Consider the following 24,221-nt stretch of genomic DNA (forward strand, 5'->3'; position numbering starts at 1 on the left):
CATACTTCCTTGCGTTTTTTATTTGCTCTTTTATGAAACAGCGTAAAAACAACTATAATACATGGAATATATAAACAGGTGAACTTACGTTTTAATTAAAAAGGAGATAGGTGGCATGAGTAATCATTTAATTGAGAAAAAGGTACAGCAACTAAAAAAAGAAGTGTGTAAAAAGTCTTTTTCTATGATTGATATTGTTTGTGAGGATTATGGTTGGTGTGTCTTTTGTGAGCATATGCAATTATTAATCAAACGTTTGTTTAAAACATTTCAACGACTTCATAAGGAAACGATGGACTTTGAAATTATAACAGATTCTGATAGAAACGCAGATAAATTAGGACTTTTCTATTACAGCAAGTACGGTCATGTTGAAGTTTGGTATCAGATTAACAGTAATGAATTAACATTTAATGAAATTAAAACAGATTTTTATAAACAGGTGTATGCATTAGTTTAGTCGAGTTATGAAGATAACTTTTAAAAAGGAGAGAATGATAATGACAATTCTAATTGAGAATCAGATAAAAAGTATGCAAGTTACTCTACAAGGGGAATCTATCCATATAAATGAGTTGGTTCACAAGACAAAACGATGGAATTCATTTAAAGAAACTTTATTTATGAAATCTCGTAATGTCCATATGGATTTACAACGAGTGAAACACGAATTTGGAAGAGTGGACATTCAACATGATATAGCTGAAGAATTAAACACGATTATATTTTCATCTTTTTCAAAGTATGGAAATGTATTTCTAACATTTTTGGTAAGAGAAAACATGTTGATGTTTCAATCAGTACGAATAGAAGAGTGCAGTGCAGAAGAAACAGATTTCTTATATGCATTAGTATAGGTCATATCAACGTGGTATGGCTTTTTATTATGAATAGACTTGGGCTGATAGTGTGACAGAACCAAATGATAAAATCTATTAACCCTTACTATAATGAGGTATACAGAAGGGGGAGTGATTCATCATGAATACATTACATAAAGAAAACTCTTTATTTTTCAGAGAAGAAAACAAGCGAATGAAAGAATTAATTTGGAAATTATTATTGGGAATGAGTTCTTCAAAAGATATTCATATGTGGGAAGCAGAAGTAAAGACATTAGATAAGGATATTTCGGACGAATATACATATTCCTTATGTAAAGAAGCTGAGACATTCTTCCTTGAGTATTTGCTGATTCATCATCCTGAACATCAGGTACTACAAGAACATTTTTGTTCTACAGATGTTGTGCTTCAAGAAAGAGAACTGGTTGTACATACAATGTTTGTTCGAATCTTAATTGAAATTAAAGAACTGAACGTATTAGAAGAGGATTTTACCTATTTATTGGATGATATAGGTCAAATATATAGGATGAATAAAATGGAAGTATTATCTTTCGCAAAGGAATTGAGAAGTAATCTAAATTCTATTACACCAAAAGAACAAGAACTACACTTAAGAATCAATGCATTAAGTAGGTTCGCAAATATTATATGATGAAATTTCGAAACAGTACATTTTGATGTGCTGTTTTTATTTTTTGTGAATTGTTGTATTGAAAGAGATAGAACATTTATTTTGTTTACTATAGTAAAAATATATTCATATAATGAAGTAATTCATTTTATAAGGAGGGATGCGTCTATGGAGAAAAAATGTTCATTTTGTGGTTTTGAAAAAAAAGATTTCTTACCTGCTATACATGAAGGTGTTGGACTTTGTAAGAATTGTTCACGAATTGCTTACGAACATTTTCATGGGGAAATAGATAAAAATAATAAGGGGAATGCAAATAAAAAAGAAGCATCTCTGATGTATTCACGTCCTTTACGACCACATGAAATAAAAAATAAATTGGATAGAGATGTAATTGGACAAGACGATGCAAAGAAGGTTTTGACAGTCGAAATTTATAATCATTACAAACGAATTCATAGCAAAGTAAAAACAAACATTCCTAAGAACAACATATTACTAATTGGTGAGAGTGGTTGTGGAAAAACGCATTTAGTAGAGACGATTTCAAAAATCATTAATATTCCCATGACAATCGTAGATGCTACTACGATTACAGAAACAGGATATAGCGGAAAAGATGTAGATAGTATTCTATCTTCTTTAATACAAGAAGCAAATGGAGACATTTCCTCTGCTGAAAAAGGAATTGTTTTTATTGATGAAGTCGATAAATTAGCAAAACGTACATCACATACAAGTACAAAAGACCCACAAGGTGAGGGTGTTCAACAAGCCTTATTAAAAATGATTGAGGGTACTAACTTTACAATCGAACAAAATAGACAATCTATTAAACGAACAACTGTGACCATTAACACTTCTAATATTCTATTTATATTTGGAGGAGCTTTTGATGGATTGCAAGAGATTGTTGATAAACGAATGAATAAGCATAAAAAAACGATTGGATTTACGAATGCAGATACAGTAGAGATACGTAAGGATGATTCTGAAATGAGCCCTATAAGGATTGAGGACTTAATACAGTTTGGGATGATTCCTGAATTCATTGGTCGTATTCCTCTAATACTTACACTAAACCCATTAACGAAAGAAAACTTAATGGATATCTTAGTAAAGCCTAATGGGGCTATTATTCCTGAATATATAAAGCTATTCAAAGAAGAACAAAAAGATTTACGTTTTACAGATGAAGCGATTGAATACATTGCTATAGAAGCTTTACATAAAGGTTTAGGAGCACGAGGAATGAAGGGAATTGTGGCGAAAAAAATGAGTGATTTATTGTATGACATGCTTATAAATGAGGATATGACGGAGTTTGTAGCTACTAAAACCTTTATTAGGGGGTAGAACAGGGGGTACGACATATTTTCTTCATTTTTAGTTATTAAATTGAGTGATAAATACTACTATATAACATAATCAACATTAAAGATGTTGACTATAGAAAAAATAAAAATGTCAAAAATCATTTGACTAAAACAAAATAGTAGGAGGTGTATCGCCATGACAGAAGCTATCGAAAGAAAACACCTTTCCGTAAAAAACGGAATTATGGCTTTTTTCTTAACTCTTGTTATGATGATGGGCTTTGGGCTACCTGTGATGCAAGCACATGCAGATGGACAAATCGGTGATGTTGAAGTTAAAGTTGGTAGTGACGGTAAATTAGAACTTAAGGGTGGAGGTATGAGCAATACTTCTAACAGTGGTTCTGCTTGGACTTCTTTCATCCAAAAATACCGTAACTTTATCGTTGGTATCTCTGGTATTGGTGCAGTTTCAATGATTATGTTCTTCATTTTCCAATTCATGAAACTTGGTGCGAATTCAAGTAACCCACAAGCTCGTTCTCAAGCGTTAGTAGGCTTAATTTGGAGTGGTGTTGCGGCCGCAGGTTTAGGTGCGGTTACAATCATCGTAGGATTTTTCTACAGTGCATTCAAATAAGCAAAGAACAAGCCAAAAAGCATACTTATGTATTTAAGTATGCTTTTCTTTGTTATATTCGTATAAACTGATGAAAAGTAATTAGTATAAGCACAAGAAAAAAATCAATCGCATTTCAAGTGAAAACTCATTAGATTTCAATATTATGCCTTTATTCGACTCATATAATCCTCAAAATCTTCATCAGAAATGACTCCATACCTCTGGTAAAACTTCAACTTCTCAATGTGATGTTTTAGTTGAACTTCATCCACAGAACCATCTAATGCATTATTTTCTATAAATCTTCTAATAAAGCTTAATCTAATAACAACCTCAAGCTCAGTTAACTCCATATATTCTATTTTAGGATTCTTACGATGTTGTTGAGTTAATTGAATTAGACCTAATTCGCCTCTACTAATAAACCTTCTCGTTTTATCCTCAAACAATACGGCGAGTTGCCCATCACTATACTCCATAATTACTATTTTTTTATTCATAAAACCCTCTCGTTTCTTATTCGTTTATATTGTGTTTCGTTTATGTATTTAGTAGAACAGCTTCTCCCATATAGTCGAACCATATAGGAATAGTAATCCGTAGACTATCTATTATATATCATATAACATTAACTATAGTCAATGAAAGGGGTGAGTTCCCATGAAGATTTATCCAGTTCCTCCTGATATGAAAGAGAAGGAAAAAGTTATCGGGGGCGTATTAAATTTGAATCAATTTTTCTGGTTATTAGGTGGCTTCGGTCTTGGAGCACTATTCTTCATTTTGAGCTTTGTCATAATTGGAAACGGAATTATAGCCTGTTTCTTAGGGCTTATTGGTTTATTGTCAGGAACACCATTTGCCTTTAAGAAAAAATTGGACATGACATTGTGGGAGTATATCAATCGAAAACGTGCTTTAAAGAGAAAAACAAAAAAACTAATAAACCGTAGAAGGGAAGTGTAAGAATGACAGGAGTAATTATAGGAACCGTTTTATTACTTGCTCTATTTGGTGGTATGGGATGGGCTGTTATGTATCAATTGAAGAAAACAGACCCAAAACAAGCGGATACATCTGCAAGGGAGGACATTCAAAATGCACAAGAATTCCTGCCGTATAAAGATATTACCGATTCAATGATTGATTTAGGTCAACATCACTATAGAGCGATTATTGAATGCAATTCTATTAACTATGATTTAAAAACAGAAAAAGAAAAAGAAATTATTGATTTATCTTTCCAACGTTTCTTAAATTCATTATCGCACCCAATCACATTCTTTGTTCATACAAGAACTATTGATAATGCGAAAACATTGAAGTTATTAGAAGATGATATTCTGACTACAATAAAAGACTATCCAAATTTAGAAAGTTATGGAGACGCTTATTATTCAGAAATGGCGAATTTACCAACAATTATTGGTAATAACAAACAAAAGAAAAAATATATCATTGTACCTTATATGGAAGCGAATGAGTTAACAACAGCTACGGATGAGGAAAAATACGATTATTCTGCAAAAGAACTTTATACACGTTGCCAAATGTTAATTGATGGATTAGCAGGTATTGGTGTAAAGGGGAATATTTTAGAAACGAATGAAGTAGCAGAAGTAATATTTGGTGTCTATCACAGACAAAACCATTCACATGCTGAAGGTGTTGTAAGTGGTGAATACTTAAATCTTATGGTGGAAGGTAAGAAGAATCCATTACAAGAGGTATTACCAGAAGGGAAATTGGATTGGATTTTATATGAAGCTCAAATTCGCTTAGAAAAACAATTGTTAGATAGCAACGGAGTAGATACAGATGTAAAATCTTCAGCAAATAAAGCGATTCAAGAAATCAATAAAATTCGAGAAGCTGTTGCAGGTTACTACAAAACACCATCTGTAGAAATTCCAAATATTCCTGAGATGGAGGCTGATAAAGATGTCATTCTTTAAGAAGAAAAAATCAAAAAATAAAATAAACGGAGATGCAATTATTGATTTAAATGCCAATCATAAAGAAGAACAAACAGATACATTAGAAAGAGGGACAAGGAATATGAAGGATTTTGTTGCTCCTCCTTCTTTTGACAGAAGTTTTGAGGATTGTTTAAAAGTAGGAAATAAATATGTGCGTAATATGGTTATGCAAGGGTTTCCTACAAACGTATCTGTGGGTTGGCTTGATTTACTATATAGCTATGAAGGTGATTTAGATACAGCGTTATATATCGAACCTGCTGATGATAGAACAGCTCTTGATGAATTAACGCATAAACTTACGCAATTCGAATCGCAATTACAAATCGAAACAGAAAAGGGGAATATTCGTGATATTACACGATTGAGAAATACGATTGTTCAATTATATAACCAACGTGAAAAATTAGAGCAAAATTATGAAAACCTCTTTTACATCCAAGTCACATCGAATTTATATGCGGATTCTAAAGAAGAATTGAATAAGGAATCTCAAAAATTAGACAACAAATTAAAGGGTAGAAAGATTTATATGATGCCTACCTATTTAAGACAAGATGATGGTTATAAATCAGCTCTTCCATTTGGAAAAACATATATATTAGATTCATTCAGAAACTTCAACTCTGGAGCCCTAACAGCATGTTTCCCGTTTTATAATTCTGAAATCTCTCATGAAACAGGTATTTTCTGTGGAGTGAATTTATCAACGTCTACACCTGTATTGATTGATTTTTATGATAGAGATAAATTAAATAACTCTAATATTACGGTATTCGGTCAAGCGGGTTCTGGTAAAACGTTCTTCGTGTCCTTATTAACAATGAGAAGTGCATTACGTGGTGTACGTACAGTAATTATTGACCCTGAGGGAGAGTACAAGCCACTTACAAGAGCATTAGGGGGAGCGCATATTTATGTAGCACCTGACTCTAAACACTTCCTTAATCCGTTTGATGTAGAGTCAGAATATAATGTGGACACTGGTAAAGAGGAGATTGATTTAAAATCGAAAGTTGCCGATTTGTTAAACCTTGTAGCGGTTATGGCAGGGGGATTAACACCTGAACAACGTTCGATTGTAGGTCACATTCTTGCAAAAGTATATAAGGATAAAGGCTTTACATCAGACCCTGATTCGTTATATGACAATGAACCATACTTTGATGAGTTAACTGGCGAGTTCTCAGAAACAGGTCGTAAACGTCAAATGCCAAGATTTACAGACTTCCATGATGAATTCGAGTCTTATGCAAGAAAAGAACAGAATAAAGAATTAGAAAGTTTAGCAAATGCACTAAAAATCTTTAAAGAGGGTGGCGTGTATGACATGTTCGACTGTTATACATCTGAAGAATTAGCAAACTTTAAAGATGCACCAATTGTTACTTTTGATATTAGTAGATTAGAAGAAAGTGTACTTCGACCAATTGGTATGTTCGTTTCGATGAGTTGGACTTGGGAAAAATTTGCTAAGAAAAATCCACATATCAAAAAACGTATTGTCTGTGATGAAGCATGGATGTTAGTAAATAAAAATATGGCAGGATTCGAATATACATCTCAATTCTTAGAAAACTGTTCAAGACGTATTCGTAAACGTAACGGTGGATTATTAGTAGCATCTCAAAACTTTATCGAATTTGCGAATAATGAGCAAGGTAAAGCGGTATTAACGAATGCTGTAGTCAATATCTTCTTACGTCAAGATAGTACGGATATTGATTTATTACAAGACACATTCAAATTATCTGATGGAGAAAGAAACTTCTTACTACAAGCACAACGAGGCGAGTTACTGATTCGTATGAATGGAGAAAGCTCTGTTGCTTATGTAATGCCATTTGAATTTGAAGTGGACTTAATTAAAAAAGCACATCAAGCGAAACCTTTGGATGAAGTAGAAGAGAATCATAACCACATTCAAATAAAGAAAAAAATCGCTTGATGTAAGGAGGGATACTTATGAGTGACCGAAAAAAAGGAGGGTTTTTTAAAACCCTCTCTAAATTTGCTTTGACTGCTGTAACGGCAACCACCTTGTTAATGTCACCTATTAAAGCATACGCTCACGATGCGTATTTTATGGGGATTGCTATTGATTTTGGTTCTAATCGTTATAATGCCGTTGTTTCTTTTGATGACAATACAACAATTGAATCAAATCACAGGGAGTCAGAAATCGGTATATTCGCAGAAAAAGCAAAAACAAGTAGCTTTGAAATACCGAGTATAAGTGGAGAAAAGGATAAAGTAAAAAAAGCCTATGATGATATAGTTCCTGATGTTGGGAAATTGGACATGGCAGGAAAAGACTGGCCTTTGGTATATACATTCCCTGGTTATCATACAGGTACTACGGAAGATTCTACTGCGGCGACTGGATTAGATAGGGAAAGGGCATATTGGGTTGCAGATACATTAGTTAATTCATTTAATGATGCACTCTCTTATATCATGTCTGTTTCAGGGTTTAGCAAAAAAGAAGCTGACAAAGAGTTTTCAAGAGAAGATTTTGTTCAATTAGCTATTAACGTTGCGAATGCTTCTGACTCTGCTATGGATGGAAACTCAGGAAGTGTAGAATTTAATGGTAAATCATTTGCATTCTCCTCAGGTAAAGATGTTCCTAACCCTGTAAAAGGTACGGACAAAGCTCATTATGTAAAAATCAAAGGGGAAGGTGCTGAACCTGCATACTTCGTTGCGATGGTTCCAAAAGGCTACTATCCAGGACAAGAATTGGCAACTTCATTACCAAAAAGTGCTCAAAAAAAGGTAAAAGACTTTGAAGTTAAAAATTTAGATTGGAAAAGAATTGTATTACAAGGGAACACGAACTATGTAAAAAGCGAAATCACATTTTCTCAAGTAGATAAACTGGCTAAACCAGGTAAAATCGAACAATATTTTAGTGAGTTTATTAGTAGTGTTTTAGGAACAATTCGTCAATTATTAGGATTATATAGTTTCCAAGAGTTAATGTTAAATGATGGTCAACGTTCAGCGACAACTTATCAAGGGATTATGCCTTTAACTTGGTTTGATTCTGCACAATCTTTATTCTGGGTTTGTCAATGTCTTGCTTGGGCACTTATCATTGGAGCAATTGTAAAATTATTAGTTTCTCGAAACTTATCCGCAGTAAATCCAATGATGCGAGTAAACTTAATTGATGGCATTCAAAACCTGTTAATGACTGGGTTTATGTTAGCTTTAATTGGTCCTTTATTCCATATATTAGCTATTATCAATTACAAGTTAGTGGCTGTATTTGGAAGTGCATCGAATTATTCTCATGCATTTGGAACAGCAGATACCATGAGTTCAGGATTAGTAGGTGCTATTTTAATTAACATAGCGTTCTTTATCATCATGATTTACTTTAACTTTGTGTATATCATGAGGGCAATTACAGTGGCATTATTATATTCAACTGCACCATTATTTGTTGTATCTATTGCATTTGGTGGTAAATACAAGCAATTGTTTGGTAACTATATGAAAGAATTAACATCAAACATTTATATGCAAACATTCCATGCATTAATGATAGCTTTCTTTGCTAATGTTACTACATTAGGTCAAACAAGATTAATAGAAAGTATCATCTTACTTATTGCCTTTGTACCAATGACACAATGGTTCCGTCAAAACCTAATGGGTCTTTCTGGCGGTGGTATCTCAGGTCAAATTGGTGGTCAAGCATTAAGTATGGGTATGAATATGGTAGGAGGAGCTACCGCAGGATATATGGAACAACGTAACCGTAAGAAAACTATGGAATCTGTAAGTGGTGGTTCACAAATGAACAAAAAAGGAGCTCAAAACTTCAATGGAATTGGAGCAGGTGGTTCTGGCGGTGCAAATATGGGGGCGAATTCTATGGCAGATGTAGATAGTAAACAAACTCATGCAATGAATAGTCAGATGAGAGGAATGAATGGAACAGCAGGTGGCAATAGCCCTACACCAAGCTTAAAGAAAAAATCAATTCTTAAAGAAGGTGCGAAAGGTATGGGTAGAATCGCAATGGCAACTGCAAAGGTAGGTGCAGTTGGTGGTGTCATGGCAGGTTCAAGTGCTGTTGGAGATAGAGCAGGTATGGGATTAGCTACTGACCTTGCAAAACAAAAAGGTATGCAAACTTTTAATAAAGCAAATGATAGCTTTACTGCACGTAAGGAAAATGGGAATGGAAACATTAAATCTGCATTGGGCACAATGAAGGATTTAACAACAGGAAGCTCACCTGATAGTTTAGATTCTTACACACAACAAGCAGAAGGATATATGAAAGAAGATATCGCAAACAATGGAGCTGTTACTCGTTATCATAATGTAAAAGGGTTAGAAGAAGATACTGGAATTAAACAAATGGTTGATGTAGGTGACAACAAAATGTATGTAGAATACGACTTTGATGAAACGACTCAACAATTTAATAATTCTAACTTAAATGGAACGCAAGAAGAACAAAACCTTGCAACTGTGATGGAATCATTCAAAAACAATGATAAGCATGCAATGGATTATTACAAAACAAAAGGCATTCTTCATGCTACAGTAAATAAAGAAAAAGGAACTGTTGGTGTGTGGGTAGATAAAGAAGCATTTGGATATAAAAACGTATCAAAATCTGGAAATAATTATATTATTCAAAAAGATATGAATGCGAACTTCTCCAATAATGAAATGCTTAAAATACCAAATTACAGAAAGGTTAAGAAATAGAAATAACGAATTTAGAAAGAGAGATTTGTCGTATGAAAAACGATAAGTCTCTTTTTATATTCACTACATTAAATAATTAGTTTATTTTAGAAAAAAATAATTGACGAATAAGTATTAAACGTATATAATATAATTATATAAATAAATATTAAAAAAACAGGAAGGGTTTGTGATAACTCTACAAAAAAAGGAGATGATAGTATGTTACAAGAATTACTTGATGGTTATTTAATATTTTTAGTTGCGTACTCTCTGTACAAAATTATTGATGCAGGTATATACCAATTGAAAGAGAGACCGAAATTAAAACGAAATCGAGAACAATACTTGCGAGAAATGGGAAGATTAAAAGATTAAGATTTCTATTTTTCTTGCAGTTCAAATAAAAATAGATTTTTAACATGAAAGGGTTCTGTTACCTATTTGGTGATGGAGCCCTTTTTGTGTTTTTAAAAGGAATAAGAGAGTGATAGACAATGGCGATTTTTCTTTGCTAACGTCTATCCTTTTTTATTTGTTTTATTTTTCACTATAGTTAAAACTTGGTAGAACTCGTTATATATAGATAACAATAATAGTAAAAGAATAGAATAGAGATAAAGCTTTGAAAGGGGGAGAATTCAATGAATGAAGAGAATAAAAATGGTACAGATGCCACCTCGAAAATAGCAGAAGAACAAATGAATAAAACGATGCAAAAGGGTGCAAAAAAGACAGGGAAAATGGCAATGAAGGCATTGAAAAAGGGAGCGAAAATGATTTTAAAAGCAGTTTTTGGTGCCTTGAAATCACTTGTAATTGCTATTCTTCCGTATCTACTAATTGCTATTCTTATATTCTATTTATTTACTGTTATTTTTGACACTATTTTTGAAAGTCGAGGGAAAGAACAGGGCTATCAAATGGAAGACGAAAAGCATGATAATAAATTAAAAAAGAACAAACAAGGACAATGGCAAGCGATTAATCTGTCTCCAGGTAATAAAGTTGTAAAAGCCTTTTATACTTACTTTTCTGACCGCTCATATTACATAACAGTAGGCGATGAAAAAAAACTGTATACAGCAGAAGACCCTGAAATAAAAAGTAGAAATATTAAAGACAAGAATGACAGGGAAAAAATGTTTTATTTAAGTCCCAACATGTTATGGACTCTTGACGAATTCTTATTTGAGAATAAGTTCAGATTTCCAGAGCAATTTTTAAAACCAGTCTATCATGACCCTGAAACATTAGAAGCAAAGCCATTAACTGATGATAAAGGTTTGTTAGTTGCAGAAAGTAATAGCTACGATACAAAAGATGTGCGTATAGCTGATAAAAAAGAAAAAGGTGTCTGGGATTATGGGTTCGCTCCAATTCTTCATTACCAAGAATATGAAGAACAAAAAGAAGGAAGAGGGAAAGTTCTTTATGAAGATGTTTGGGATGAAGAAAAACAGCAGGTTGTTCAAAAGCAAAATATCGCTGAAGATAAGCAAGAAGAACACAAGAAGGCTGTCGAAGGATTTCCAAAGAAGACTTGGATGATTGATAAAGTCGCATCTCCTGCGGGAAATATTTCAAATAAAATTACAAATGAGTGGAAAGATACAGGAGAACGATACGAGGAAAAAATATCATTTAAACAAAAAGTTAAAAAATGGAAGATGGTTACAAAGACTCGTGCTAAAACAAATGGAGTAGGTCTTCCGTTATTCAAAGATGCTAATGGAAGTGAAACAATTGTACCAAATTCACAACCAATTACAGAAACATACGAAGAAAAAGAATGGTATGAAGAAGAAGTTACTATGTTTAGATATGCAGAAGGAACAATGTGGGAGCAAACCCCTGAATACGATGGAGAACCAGATACATCAGGTGTTACAGGTAATCGCTATTTCAAAGATTATCTACAAAACTTTAAATCTCGTGTTCCAATAGATGCGGCCATAGGGTTTAATGTGGAAACTCGTACAAATAAAGACATTAAAGAATTAGAAGCCTTATTAAAAGAACATGATGAAAAGGATGCTCAAGCACAACAAGGCGGTGGGCAAGTAGATATGGGTGAGTTTAAGTTAGGAGAAGGAGCTGACTCTGAGAATTACAAGAAATCACTTCAATATATTGAGATATTCAAAAAATATGGAGATATGTTTGGTGTAGACCCTTATTTATTAGTTGCTAAAGCCTCACAAGAATCAGGTGGTGACCACGAAGGAAGCTTACCAGGTGGTAGAGGATACAATGGTGCGGCGGTTGGCTTAATGCAAGTTGAAAAACCTGGAGAGGTTATCAAAGGTGTAACCGCATTTAACTTCCAAACAAAGCAAGAAGAAACTATGAACATAAGTGGTCCTGGGGATGTAACGGATGTGGATGCGAATATTAAAGCAGGTACAATGGAATTTGCTTCTCGATTAAAAGGCAATTTCTACAATGTATTACTTTCTATTCAAGCCTACAATTATGGACCTGGTGGTACAAATGCCATTGTGGATTTGTATGCAAAAGAAACAGGTAAAACATCTGATGAAATTAGACAGAATACGGGAGACACTGGATGGATGAAGTTCCGTGACGAGGTTCATAACAATCCTTCTAAATACTTTAAATGGAGTGGTAGCACTTACGGTGATGCAAAATACATAGAACATGTATTACGTTACTATGCTTCTCCTGAAAGTAAAGCACCTTGGGTAATGAAAGAAGATGGAACAAAAGTAATGGCTGATGGAAATCTTGAAGTTGGTTCAGCAAGTGGATTAGAAGTAAAAGGGGGCGGTGGAGACTTTGGTTTCGGCGCTTTAATCAAAAACATCTTTGGGAAATTAAAAGAATTTTGGGGTACCCTATTCCCAGATAAACCATTACATGACCCTATGAAACCAATTGAAGCAGGGATTATGTATAAAAACCAGATAAGAGAAAATCGTTCACAAGACGTTATTAATATGATGTTTGTTATGGAGGAACAAAAATACTTATCTGAGTTTGATGATATGACAGATGAAATGTGGAAAGAACGTTTTTCTCAATTATTTAAAAACCCATTAGGTACATCATGGGGAGGCAAAAAAAATGGATTGGATGTAAACAAGGTATTCCCAGATGGATTTAGTAAACCAGTAGATATTGACCCTCCAACTATTGTAAAACCTTTTGGTTTAGTGCCTGAAGGAGAAAGTAAAGGATTGCATCAAGCGATAGATATTCTTGCTCCAAGTGGAACGGAAATAAAATCTGTTTCAGATAAAGGAAAGGTAATAAATATCAGTAATGCTGAAGGTGGATATTTAGGAAAAATGGTAGAGGTTCAATATAAAAATGCTATTGTAATCTACGGTAATCTGGGAACTGTTGATGTTAAAGAAGGACAAGAAATCAAAAAAGGAGATAAGATTGGTACAGCAGGTGGTACCACAGAAAGTGGAGAAGTCATGCATTTGGAAGTTGTTTATAAAGGGCAACGTGTAGATGCAACACCATTTGTTACTGGAGAAGGTACACAAAGTGGTGGAGGTAATGGTACTTCTACTCCAGGTGGGGGAGGACCAATGAGTATTGAAGGTAGCCAAAAAGCTCAAGAAATCTATGGATACTTAAAAGAATTTATTGGTTCTTGGTATGCTTGGGGTGGTACAACACCACCTAAGAAATTAGCAAATGGAGAGTGGGAACCTGCAAGAAAAACAGGTGCTTGGATTGGAGGATATCCAGTAGAATATCCAGGGTTTGACTGTTCAGGATTCATGCAATATGGATATAAAAAAGCAGGAGTGAACATTCCTCGTACTGCAAGAGAACAGCAAGCATGGGCTACAAATATCGCAAAAGACCAAGCTCAACCAGGAGATTTAGTATTCTGGGGAAAACCTGCTCACCATGTAGGAATGTATATTGGTAACAATGAATACATTCATGCTCCTCAATCAAATGATAGAATCAAAGTTTCTAAAATTAACAATTGGGGCAGTGTTACAAGTGTAGGACGTGCATTGAAATAATAAGGTAAGAGGGAGACATTCTCCCTCTTTTTTTATTGTAATAAAAGTATGTTTTGTTTCAAAATACGAAACGTACTAAAGTTATGAAGATAACCTTTGCTTCTCTATAGAATGTCTACATCTTAATTGCATATGATAATACAAATATATAAAACAGGTATTTTGCATTGAAATAATTAAAAGAGGAGTGATTGAGTGATAATATATGTTTATATTTAATTGACTATTGTTAATGAAAATATTAATATTTATTTAAATGGAGGAGAATATATTATGATTTCTTATACAAATAATGATTTGAATTATGTATTACCAAAAGAAGCTTGGGAGATTGTTTCGTCCCTTACAAGGAATAGTACGCCTAACAGAAAAATGACATGTTTGATTGATTTTCAAGGTGAATATAGAGAAATATTCCAAAAAATTTGTTCTACGGACAAAGTAACAGTTATCTTTGAAAATGGCTTCAAAAAAAGTAGTGATACAGAAGATGTCTTTCAAGGAATATTTGGATGTTATGGATTCGAGGAGAATTGCTCACATGCATTGGATGAGCAAGAGTTTGAGTACAGTGGATTCCCTCAAAATGGTGGTCTTGATAGACTATTTATTAAACGTATGATTTTAGATGGTTATTGGACATCAATTATTTTACATGGGATAGAAAATCCAGAGGATGGTGGATTATATGTCATGTTATATAACAAAAAAACAGAAAAAGAATAATTAAAGCACAATAAAACGAGTATAAATAGTGAAAGCAGGGAATGTAATGACAGAGAGGATTAAGTTAACCATGACTGTAACATGGGAATATGAGCCTAATAAGGAAGATTATGATAAAGGTATGACAATTGAACAAATGGCAGAGTTTGATGCGACGCAACCTGAAGTCCCGTCAATCATTCGAGGCGAGGGAACGTATAGTGATGTAAAATGGGAAATAACAGGAAGGGAATACAAAAATGACTAAGGGTGAATTAATCAAAGAGTTGAAAAAAGAAAATGATTCTCGTTGGATTGGAAAGCCAGACTATTCTTGTTTGTCGTGTTCGCATTCCATGACTACGGGTACACAATTGATTTGTGTAGAAAATAAAATACATAAGGAAGTAGATGATGATGATGACTTGTGTAAAGAATGGAATTAGTCGCAATAGATTGTAAAAAGAAATGAAAAGATTTAAGATTAAAAATAGTAACCTAACCACTCCCACCGCTTTAGCTGTGGGGGTTCTTCTGTACTTAATAAAAGAAAAAGAAGAAATTAAGTAAAGATTTACTAATTGGAGTGTTGATAACATGAAAGATGAAAAAAAGAAATCTGATAATTGGTTTGAGAGTTGGAATACCACTATCAAAAATGTTTATGGAGAAAAATCTGAAAATACTAAAGAAGAGAGTGAAGATAAAGTCGATTTAAAGCAAGAAGGTGAAAAAGAATGAACGAAGTCATTGTTGATACAAAAAAGTTGATAAATTTATCTATCGAAGAATTAGATGAATTACTAAGAACTGAGAAATATACAGAAGATGCCTTGCGAGAATTGGCTAAGAGATTTATTTTTATTACAAAAGAACTTGAAACAGCACTTAAATTGGAAAAAGAAAGAACAAAAAGATTAAGAAATAGGGTAGATGACTTAATGAATGATGTAGAGGAACTGGAAGAAGAATTACCTCCTTATAAGAGATAATACTTTCTATTTATAGAATAATAATTTTAGACGTGCAAATAGATGAAACGCTTACTGTATTGTGAAAATGAGAGCAACTAAGAAGTGCTAAGAATCCGCAAAAATAGGGTATTGCACTTCTTTTTTATTTGTTAATTGATATGAATTATAAATTCCGATTTATTAATCTAAAATACATGAGCAGAGTAAAAATTAGGTATTTATAATTTATAAATTATATTTAAAGAGGAGAGAATATTATGATAACTAAAATGATTAATAAAATCAAAGGTGGTCAATTATTGTCTTTAACAACTACTGAAAAAGAGCGATTAGTGGAGATTCTGGAAAAAGAACAGCGAAGAGAAATAAACAATACAGAATTAGATACGAGAGTAATAACTTTAGTAAAAGAGGAATTTAAAAAAATGAGTTTCTCAAATGAAGAGAGTAATAGAGCTATATTAAGCATTAGATGTCAGGAAATTATTTATAAACAATGGGGATTCTCAAATGATTATTTGTGGAAATTAGTTGATGAAACAGTGGAAGAATTAATACCAGACAATATGGATTAAGAATGATGAAACACAAAGAGTATGAGATTTAAAATTTCATACTCTTTTTTGAGTTAATTCGACAATGCATGGTTATGAAAACCTATCTTTATATCTATAATATATAGATTTTAATAAAAAGGTGGTGGCAACTATGCATGTTATTGAAAAACCAAAAAATCTCTTCTTTGCATTTTGGATTGCGGTATTACTCATTTTACCACTTGTCCAAATACAGGCTCACGCAGAAGAGAGCGTGACAACTAATAAGGTAGAGGCAATCAATAGAGATGCTATTAAAACAAATAGTAGGAAATTTGATTATGCCCCAGATAAAGAAGTGCCATCAGTTTCTATTGACCAAGCAAGTAATTGGGCTGAAAGAAAAGGATATGACGTAGTTAAGTTCTTACAAACCTTTATTCAGCCATTAGCTGTAATTGCATTTATCATTTTTGCTATCGTGGCTTTATTTGGATTCGTAGGAAAAGGTCTTCTTGGAATGGGGATTTCCGTTTTCGTATATACTGGTGTGTTATTCGCTCCAGAACTGCTAAACTTCTTCTCTCGTTGGTTAGCATCATAAAATTTAGGGTAGTAGACAATATGTTCTACTATCCTTTTTTATTGTTTATTTTTTTGTAAAAGAAGGTCTTTTCTTTTTTTTGTGTATATAGGTTTATGTTTCGGAGGGGTTTTGTTTTTAAATTCATTTTGACTATTTATCTATTATTTCCTAAAAATACATTGCCTATAGTTTTTGTGCATGTTAATATATTTACTATAGTCAATGAACGAAATGGATTAAGGAGCTGTAATAAATGAAAAAGTCAATTGTAGGATTAGGTACGTGCGTGGTTGTAGGTGCTTTAGGGATGTTTGGTCAAACAGTAAATGCAGAAGCGATGACTCACACTGTACAAAAAGGGGATACACTTTGGGATGTTGGCCATAAATATGGTGTAGATTACAACAAAGTTCGGGAGTGGAGTGGTTTGCAATCGAACGTACTACATGTTGGAGATAAGTTAGTTGTTTCAGACCCTCATACAGGAGGTAATACGCAAACTCAAGTATCTTCAAATGGTAGTTATGTAGTAACAGCAGATGTGTTAAAAGTGCGAAGTGGAGCAGGTACACAGTTTGAGCAGATTGGTCGCTTATTTGAAGGGAATTATCTTAGTGTTACAGGTAAAGAAGGAGAATGGTACAAAATTAACTACGATGGAAAAGCGGGATTTGTAAGCTCTCAATTTGTCTCTAATAGCCAATCACAAAACAAAGGTAATAATCAACCTAATCAGCCTGCTACAACAAATCCTACGGCTACAACAGGTGGTAAAAAAGGTATTGTAACGGCAGACGTGTTAAATGTTCGAGAAGGAGCAGGTACACAATTTGGAAAGGTTGGTCGATTAACAAGAGGGAAAAATGTAACAATTACTGGAGAATCAGGGAATTGGTATCAAATTTCATTTGATAATACATCAGGATTTGTAAGTAAGGATTTTGTGAAGATTGGCGTAGATGCAGGTAATAAAGAAACTCCTAATCAAGTTTCTAAAACAAGCAATTACAAGATAAATACAACAACGCTGAATGTACGTGAGAGTGGAACGACTGCCTCAACGATTCTTGGTAAATTACATATGGGGACGGTTGTAACGTCTACGGCAGAAGTGAATGGATGGTTAGAAATTTCATTCAATGGACGAAAAGGGTTTATTAGTAAAGATTTTGCCATTCAAACAAATGAGTCACCAAAACAAGGGAATGTAACGTCTGGAAATAATGGACAAACAGGAACTGGACAAGTGTCAGAACCAGTAAGTCGAAATAAACAACAGATGTTAGAATTCTCCAAGAAATTCTTAGGAATGAAATATGTATGGGGTGGTTCTAATCCAAGTGTAGGAGGAATGGATTGTAGTGGATTCATTTACTATGTATTGAATCAATCAGGATTTAGTATTGGTAGAACGAATGTAACTGGATATTGGGATTCTAATAGATTCACACAAGTTGCAACACCTCAAGCGGGTGATATTGTATTCTTCCAAGGCACATACAAAGCGGGTCCTTCTCATATTGGAATCATGTTAAATGACCATGAATTTATTAATGCGAAAGAACCAACAATCGCAATTTCAGATATTAATAGTCCATATTGGAAGAAACATCTATTAGGATTCAAGCGATTCTAATTTTATAGACTAATAGAATCCCTTACTTTTAGGAGTATGGGATTTTTTGATAGGTATAACGATGACGAATATGAAATGAATTTTAATTAATGGTTGCTATTGTATATAAGAAGGTTATAGGTAGATTCTAAAACATGTACAATAACAATAATTATACTTTTCATGGTGAAAGGAGGGATGCTACGGTGAATGTAAAAAATGTATGAACGATTATATCCATATTAATACCCCTTGTATTAACAATGCTCATTATTAATTTTTTATGCGAGGTTATCCCAACTGTTTTGGAAGGACTGCCTATTTTCTTTCCGCTGATACTTTGTCCAATTGGATTTGCTTTAGCTCATTTTTCTTTTAAAAACGAGAAAAGTTCATGGTCGAAATTTGGAATGATATTAAATACTGTTTTATTTTTTACACCATTTATATGGATGATGAGAGGGGCAATGTTCTTTGGGGCTTAAAAATTCATAAATGATAGCTTATAGTGTATACACCTCTTACAGTTTGTATATTTTACATATAAGTGAGAAAGACCTATTGTAATAAACAATAGGTCTTTGTTCTGATTTATATATTATTTACGGTTGTGATTAATAAGTGGAAAATGAGCTTCATCAAGTAATAGTAGTTGTCCAACTAACGAAACATCTTCTTTTTTAATTGGACAAATTTTTATTTGACCTTCAACGTTTACAAGTACATGATATCTATCGGAATATCCTTCTGTTAAAGGACATAAAAAGAACTCTTCGTGTATTCTATTTTTATACCAACAGTCAGATGATGGAACTGTGCATGTATGAACTTTCACCCGTTGCAATCCTTTAATTAGACTTCGCAAGTAGGTTACGTCATCAATTAATTTAGGAATATCATCCATACACTCTACTGCTTTTTCGTAAGCTTTATCCCAAGGGTTCTCTGATTCTCCATGTTGAAAACATTGTTGGTATGCTGTATATCTATCTGCCATATCTTGAATTGATTTCGAATTTAACATTTTTCTTCATCCTTTACTTTTTTTATTTATAAGAGGTTAGTAGTTCGGGATTTTTATAAGCGGTTCCCAAGTATTCAATTTCATATTCACCACTTTTAACGAATAGTGATAGTAAATTGCAATCATATGAATGACCTTTTACATCAAATGCAGGATACTCATCGCCACCCCATTCAATCACCATAGGTTCAGACCAAGGGTTCCATTCACCTTTGTATCGAAAACGAATAATATCTCCTGCAAACAATTCTTGAGGGGTATGGTCAATATCTGTTACCGTAGTGGCATATTGACCTACAGATTCCATTTCAACAATGACAGGACTACATTCTGTGTAGAGAGTGATGTTATCAGTTATACCTTTCTCTGCTTTGAATTTATCAGTGTAATGGTTAATGTAATATCCAAATCCGAAATGCCATTGATTTGTTTTTGTGCTAAATCCTTTGAACTTGGGTTCTTTCATTATGGAATCTCCTTTGTAATACAAATTATTTATTATCTACAGTAAAACTTTCTAAGTAATCGAGAATTCATGTATTGTACTTCCTTCATTATTATTCATAATTATATTTTACTATAGTAAACGTATAATGTAAAATATTTTTTACTTAAAATAACATGTTCATTGACTAAAGTCTATATGCAGTGATACTATAAAGGAATAAAGAACGTAGTTAGGAGCGGATAAAATGAATCTTTTATATAAAATAATTGGAACAAATTCTGAACGCAAAGTGAAGAAAGTAACAAAGCAAATCAAAAGTATTGTTGCATTAGAAGATGAAATGAAATCCTTGTCAGATGAAGAATTGCAAGGAAAAACAGCAGAATTTAAAAAACGTCTTCAAAAGGGAGAAACGGTTGATGACCTATTGCCAGAGGCGTTTGCTGTATGTCGTGAGGCTTCCAGTCGAGTATTAGGAATGAGGCATTACGAGGTTCAATTAATTGGTGGCATTATCTTACATGAAGGAAATGTAGCAGAAATGAAGACAGGTGAAGGGAAAACATTGGTTGCCACACTACCTGTATATTTGAATGCCCTTAGTGGTGAAGGAGTACATGTTGTAACAGTAAATGATTACTTAGCAACACGAGATTTAGGTATTATGAAGCCACTATATGATTACTTACAACTAAGTAGCTCTGTAATTACAGGAGAGTTAACAATGGAAGAAAAGCGAGAAGCTTACCATTCAGATATTACCTATATCACCAATTCAGAACTTGGATTTGATTATTTACGGGACAACATGGTGAAGAGAAAAGTAGATAAGATGCAAAGACCTCTACATTTCTGTATTGTCGATGAAGTGGATAGCATTCTATTAGATGAAGCACGTACACCGCTTATCATTTCAGGACCAGGCGAAGAACCTTCTCAATGGTATGCAATTGTAGATATGTTTGTCCGTTCTTTACATGAGGATGACTATACAGTAGATGAAAAGATTCGAGTTGTTATGTTGACTGATAGCGGTATGGAAAAAGCAGAAAAGATGTTCCGTATGAAAAACTATGCGGATTTAGAGAATACTACAATTCGTCATCATGTAGACCAATCGCTACAAGCTCACTACTTCTTTAAAAGAGATAAAGATTATTTAGTGAAAGATGGAGAGGTCTTTATTATTGATGAGCATACAGGACGTGTGTCAGAAGGAAGACGATATTCGAATGGATTACACCAAGCTATGGAAGCAAAAGAAGGTGTTCGAATTCAAGAAGAAAACAAGACATTAGCTTCTATTACCTATCAAAACTTCTTTTTACTATATAAGCGATTATCAGGCATGACAGGTACAGCAGAAACGGAAGAAGTTGAATTTCGTGAAACATATGGTTTAGAGGTTGTTGTCATTCCTACAAATCAGCCTGTGCAACGAAAAGATAAACAAGATAAGTTGTATTTTACAGAGAAAGCAAAATTTATTGCTATTGTGGAAGATATTAAAAAATCACACGCAAAGGGACAGCCTGTATTAGTTGGTACTTCGACAATTGAAAAATCAGAGGAGTTATCAGACTTATTAACAAAAGAGGGAATCCCTCATCAAGTTTTAAATGCAAAGTTTCATGATATTGAAGCTGAAATCATTATGAATGCAGGACAAAAAGGAGCAGTTACAATTGCTACTAACATGGCAGGTCGTGGTACAGATATTAAGTTAGGCGAAGGTGTTACAGAGGTTGGTGGCTTAAAAGTTATTGGTTCTGAACGTCATGATAATAGACGAATTGATAACCAGTTAAGAGGTCGTTCTGGTCGTCAGGGTGATAAAGGGATTAGTCGTTTCTATGTTTCTTTTGAAGATGATTTAATGCGAGTATTTGCATCAGATAAAATTAAGGAAATGATTTCACTTATGCCTAAAGATGATAATGATGCAGTGGAAAATAAATTCCTTACAAAAGCGATTGGTAAGTGCCAACGAAATTTAGAAGCAATGCACTATGATGCTCGTAAGGAAACGATGAAATACGATTCTATTATTAACGAACAACGAAAAGTCATCTATCAACAAAGGGACGATGTATTAGAACCAAACTTTGATATCGTAGGACAGTTAGACAGTATGGCCAGAGATGTCTTTGAATCAGTAATTGCTGAAAAACTCCACAAGTATGAAGAATTTGGACAAGATGAAGATTTACAACCTGCATTGGAAGAAATGAAACGTACTTTAGAAATGAAATATTCAATGGTTGGTGTAGTCAATGTGGATGATGCATTACAGAAGGATATTGAAGAAATCAAAGAATCTGTATTACAGAATTGTATGGATGCCTTTGAAGTGAAAAAAGAGCTTGTGGTTCAAAATGAAATTCAAGAACAAATGAAGCAAATTCTATTAGAAATCGTGGATAAAAATTGGATTCATCATATTGATTCTTTAACAGATTTGAAACAAGATGTTAAATTAGCAGTGTACAATCAGAAGAAACCAATAGAAGAATTCTTGTTTGCAAGTAGTAAATTATTCAATGAATTAGGAGAAAAAATCCAAGTTGAAATGGTACAAGCTCTTATGAGAATTCGCTTTGTAGAGGAAGAAATAATTGAAAATGTGAAGGAAATAGCATAAATAAGGAAAGGGAGCTCAAAAAAGAGCTCCCTTTTATATAAAAAATATTTTACTTAAAAGTATATATGTTATATACTATAGTCAATAATAAAATGGAGTGGTGGATATGGTATATGCAAAAAATAGGAACAGTGATGTTGTAGGTCATTTAACTCCTTCAAGTTTCGGATACAGTGTTCATTATAAAACATTTAAAAACGGTGAGTATACACGTTGCAAAACATTAGGTATGTCAGTAAAAGAATTGATAGAGAATTGGATTATCATCGAAAGCTATAAATACCTATATGAAATAGTAAAAGGGTTTAAGAAAAATGAAAGAATTCGTGTATGGTATAAATCCGATGAGAGTAATTACATTGAAAGCATTAACTGTGTATATACAGGAGAACTTAGAAAGAGTGGCTTTATCTCACGAGATGGGGAAGTTTGGTCAGAAACCAAGGATAATCGAAATATGATTCGAAATCATGAGATGGTTGTAGACCTAAATGGTATTGAGAAATCGTTTAGCTTAATGGCTTATATTGTGTATGCGGAAAGTTTAGATAATGTACCAAGTATGATTCCTTTAGACGTAAACGTAAATGATGGTGACAAAGCGAAGCTACCTGATATTGATTCGGATTTTGCCAAAGTAGATGCAAATAAGGTGATTAAATATATAAAAGAAAAATATCCAGTATCAGTATGATTACGAAATGTGAATGTGGGGGGAAGCTTGGACTATCGTTTTTCAAGGACAACTCTTCTTCGATGGCTTATCAGATAATCGCTAATAAAACAATATGTACTGTATGTGATAAAGAGACAAAAATCCCGCTAATAACAATAGATGAAGCATATTTTAAAGATTTTGTATTTTTAACAAAAGGGAGTGGATGACATGAATTATTCTGACATTATCAAGGAATTGGGTAATATGAAAGACAAATATCATACCGATTTAGGTACATTAAATTTACATAAAAAGCAGTTCGCAGAAAATGAAAGTCTTTTAGAGAGTTTAAAGGGTAAACAAGAACATCATGCGATGATGAAAGAGTTGTTAGAAAGGGCATCAAAAGAAGCAAGAGAGAATGGAAAAGAGATTCTTTCGCAAACAGCTACATCATCCTTGCAAATGGTTATGGGTGACAATCTTTCAGTAGATATTCAGTTAGATAGTGCCCGTGGTGTTCCCGTTGCAGACGTATTAGTAAAAGCACAGTATCCAAATGAAGTAGTGGAAACAGACCCTGCTCAAGAAGATGGTGGGGGAAGAGCGGATATTGTCTCATTAGCTACTTTTGCATCAGTCAATTTACTTGTAGGAGACAATAATAAAGCAGGATTCTTCTTAGATGAGCCTACCAAATATGTTTCCAAAGAGCCATCAGAGAATACAGCCCATCTTATTAGGGAGTTAGTTGACTATACGGGAAGGCAAACCTTCCTCGTATCACATGAGGATACGTATATGCCTCTTGTGTCTGACAGCGTATTTCGTATGGAGTTAGATGAAAACGGAACAACGATAGCAGAGAAGATAGATTAATCTCCCTGCTTCCTTTAAGAAAATAGAATTAAA

The 24,221-nt window shown here is 33.5% G+C and carries 25 protein-coding genes; 22 read left to right on the forward strand and 3 right to left on the reverse strand.

Going from position 1 to position 24,221, the window contains the following annotated elements:
* The first annotated feature begins 115 nt into the window (after positions 1-115).
* The 5 genes from MHB52_RS33885 to MHB52_RS33905 all read left to right on the forward strand — a co-directional run bounded on the left by MHB52_RS33885 (position 116) and on the right by MHB52_RS33905 (position 3,435).
* Complete coding sequence (locus MHB52_RS33885; RefSeq protein ID WP_061662731.1) at positions 116-460, forward strand: hypothetical protein; 345 nt, start codon at positions 116-118, stop codon at positions 458-460.
* Between the two features lie 40 nt (positions 461-500).
* The gene (locus tag MHB52_RS33890; RefSeq protein ID WP_253703215.1) at positions 501-857 is read left to right on the forward strand and encodes a hypothetical protein; all 357 of its coding nucleotides are present in this window, start codon (positions 501-503) and stop codon (positions 855-857) included.
* A gap of 124 nt (positions 858-981) precedes the next feature.
* Positions 982-1,500 carry a hypothetical protein gene (locus tag MHB52_RS33895; RefSeq protein ID WP_061662729.1) on the forward strand — a complete coding sequence of 173 codons (519 nt, stop codon included), beginning with the start codon at positions 982-984 and terminating at the stop codon, positions 1,498-1,500.
* Positions 1,501-1,647: 147 nt separating this feature from the next.
* Positions 1,648-2,835 (forward strand): ATP-dependent Clp protease ATP-binding subunit ClpX, encoded by a 1,188-nt coding sequence (clpX, locus tag MHB52_RS33900; RefSeq protein WP_061662728.1) that lies wholly within the window; start codon positions 1,648-1,650, stop codon positions 2,833-2,835.
* 156 nt (positions 2,836-2,991) lie between these two features.
* Positions 2,992-3,435: a pilin gene (locus MHB52_RS33905; protein ID WP_061662727.1), complete on the forward strand. Its 444-nt coding sequence runs from the start codon at positions 2,992-2,994 to the stop codon at positions 3,433-3,435.
* Between the two features lie 143 nt (positions 3,436-3,578).
* Here MHB52_RS33905 and MHB52_RS33910 read toward each other — a convergent pair whose 3' ends face one another.
* On the reverse strand, positions 3,579-3,917 hold the full coding sequence (locus tag MHB52_RS33910) for a hypothetical protein (RefSeq protein ID WP_061662726.1): 339 nt from the start codon (positions 3,915-3,917) through the stop codon (positions 3,579-3,581).
* Between the two features lie 160 nt (positions 3,918-4,077).
* Between MHB52_RS33910 and MHB52_RS33915 the strand changes: the two genes are divergently transcribed.
* The 14 genes from MHB52_RS33915 to MHB52_RS33980 all read left to right on the forward strand — a co-directional run bounded on the left by MHB52_RS33915 (position 4,078) and on the right by MHB52_RS33980 (position 18,559).
* Positions 4,078-4,383, forward strand: a complete 306-nt coding sequence (locus tag MHB52_RS33915) for a PrgI family mobile element protein (RefSeq protein ID WP_061662725.1) — start codon at positions 4,078-4,080, stop codon at positions 4,381-4,383.
* Positions 4,384-4,385: 2 nt separating this feature from the next.
* Complete coding sequence (locus MHB52_RS33920; protein ID WP_061662724.1) at positions 4,386-5,372, forward strand: hypothetical protein; 987 nt, start codon at positions 4,386-4,388, stop codon at positions 5,370-5,372.
* Complete coding sequence (locus tag MHB52_RS33925; RefSeq protein WP_061662723.1) at positions 5,359-7,344, forward strand: VirB4 family type IV secretion system protein; 1,986 nt, start codon at positions 5,359-5,361, stop codon at positions 7,342-7,344. The genes MHB52_RS33920 and MHB52_RS33925 overlap by 14 nt, the downstream gene beginning before the upstream one ends.
* Before the next feature lie 17 nt (positions 7,345-7,361).
* Positions 7,362-10,130 carry a hypothetical protein gene (locus tag MHB52_RS33930; RefSeq protein ID WP_061662722.1) on the forward strand — a complete coding sequence of 923 codons (2,769 nt, stop codon included), beginning with the start codon at positions 7,362-7,364 and terminating at the stop codon, positions 10,128-10,130.
* Positions 10,131-10,331: 201 nt separating this feature from the next.
* Positions 10,332-10,487, forward strand: a complete 156-nt coding sequence (locus tag MHB52_RS33935) for a hypothetical protein (RefSeq protein ID WP_172796987.1) — start codon at positions 10,332-10,334, stop codon at positions 10,485-10,487.
* Positions 10,488-10,753: 266 nt separating this feature from the next.
* Positions 10,754-14,122: an NlpC/P60 family protein gene (locus tag MHB52_RS33940; RefSeq protein ID WP_061662721.1), complete on the forward strand. Its 3,369-nt coding sequence runs from the start codon at positions 10,754-10,756 to the stop codon at positions 14,120-14,122.
* A 273-nt stretch (positions 14,123-14,395) separates the two neighbouring features.
* A complete protein-coding gene (locus MHB52_RS33945; protein ID WP_061662720.1) occupies positions 14,396-14,848 on the forward strand; it encodes a hypothetical protein in 453 nt (150 codons plus the stop codon).
* 46 nt (positions 14,849-14,894) lie between these two features.
* Complete coding sequence (locus MHB52_RS33950; protein WP_061662849.1) at positions 14,895-15,095, forward strand: hypothetical protein; 201 nt, start codon at positions 14,895-14,897, stop codon at positions 15,093-15,095.
* Complete coding sequence (locus MHB52_RS33955; RefSeq protein ID WP_061662719.1) at positions 15,088-15,273, forward strand: hypothetical protein; 186 nt, start codon at positions 15,088-15,090, stop codon at positions 15,271-15,273. The genes MHB52_RS33950 and MHB52_RS33955 overlap by 8 nt, the downstream gene beginning before the upstream one ends.
* Before the next feature lie 151 nt (positions 15,274-15,424).
* A complete protein-coding gene (locus tag MHB52_RS33960) occupies positions 15,425-15,568 on the forward strand; it encodes a hypothetical protein (RefSeq protein ID WP_170951679.1) in 144 nt (47 codons plus the stop codon).
* Complete coding sequence (locus MHB52_RS33965) at positions 15,565-15,819, forward strand: hypothetical protein (RefSeq protein ID WP_061662718.1); 255 nt, start codon at positions 15,565-15,567, stop codon at positions 15,817-15,819. The genes MHB52_RS33960 and MHB52_RS33965 overlap by 4 nt, the downstream gene beginning before the upstream one ends.
* A 239-nt stretch (positions 15,820-16,058) precedes the next feature.
* Entirely contained in the window at positions 16,059-16,376 is a 318-nt protein-coding gene (locus MHB52_RS33970) for a hypothetical protein (protein WP_061662717.1), read from the forward strand.
* Between the two features lie 133 nt (positions 16,377-16,509).
* Positions 16,510-16,941 (forward strand): hypothetical protein, encoded by a 432-nt coding sequence (locus tag MHB52_RS33975; protein ID WP_061662716.1) that lies wholly within the window; start codon positions 16,510-16,512, stop codon positions 16,939-16,941.
* A gap of 235 nt (positions 16,942-17,176) precedes the next feature.
* Positions 17,177-18,559, forward strand: coding sequence for a C40 family peptidase (locus MHB52_RS33980; RefSeq protein WP_061662715.1), 1,383 nt, complete (start codon positions 17,177-17,179; stop codon positions 18,557-18,559).
* 577 nt (positions 18,560-19,136) lie between these two features.
* On the opposite strand, the gene MHB52_RS33985 is transcribed toward MHB52_RS33980, so the two are convergent.
* Positions 19,137-19,562, reverse strand: coding sequence for a hypothetical protein (locus MHB52_RS33985; RefSeq protein ID WP_061662714.1), 426 nt, complete (start codon positions 19,560-19,562; stop codon positions 19,137-19,139).
* 22 nt (positions 19,563-19,584) lie between these two features.
* Complete coding sequence (locus MHB52_RS33990) at positions 19,585-20,028, reverse strand: hypothetical protein (RefSeq protein ID WP_061662713.1); 444 nt, start codon at positions 20,026-20,028, stop codon at positions 19,585-19,587.
* A gap of 226 nt (positions 20,029-20,254) precedes the next feature.
* On the opposite strand from MHB52_RS33990, the gene secA reads away from it, so the two are divergent.
* The 3 genes from secA (at position 20,255) to MHB52_RS34005 (ending at position 24,188) form a co-directional block, all read left to right on the forward strand.
* On the forward strand, positions 20,255-22,651 hold the full coding sequence (gene secA / locus MHB52_RS33995) for a preprotein translocase subunit SecA (protein WP_061662712.1): 2,397 nt from the start codon (positions 20,255-20,257) through the stop codon (positions 22,649-22,651).
* A 106-nt stretch (positions 22,652-22,757) separates the two neighbouring features.
* The gene (locus tag MHB52_RS34000) at positions 22,758-23,345 is read left to right on the forward strand and encodes a hypothetical protein (RefSeq protein WP_061662711.1); all 588 of its coding nucleotides are present in this window, start codon (positions 22,758-22,760) and stop codon (positions 23,343-23,345) included.
* A 192-nt stretch (positions 23,346-23,537) separates the two neighbouring features.
* The gene (locus MHB52_RS34005) at positions 23,538-24,188 is read left to right on the forward strand and encodes a hypothetical protein (protein WP_001109581.1); all 651 of its coding nucleotides are present in this window, start codon (positions 23,538-23,540) and stop codon (positions 24,186-24,188) included.
* Positions 24,189-24,221 lie beyond the last annotated feature (33 nt).

This window comes from Bacillus sp. FSL K6-0073 (assembly GCF_038006085.1).
Lineage (GTDB): Bacteria > Bacillota > Bacilli > Bacillales > Bacillaceae_G > Bacillus_A > Bacillus_A cereus.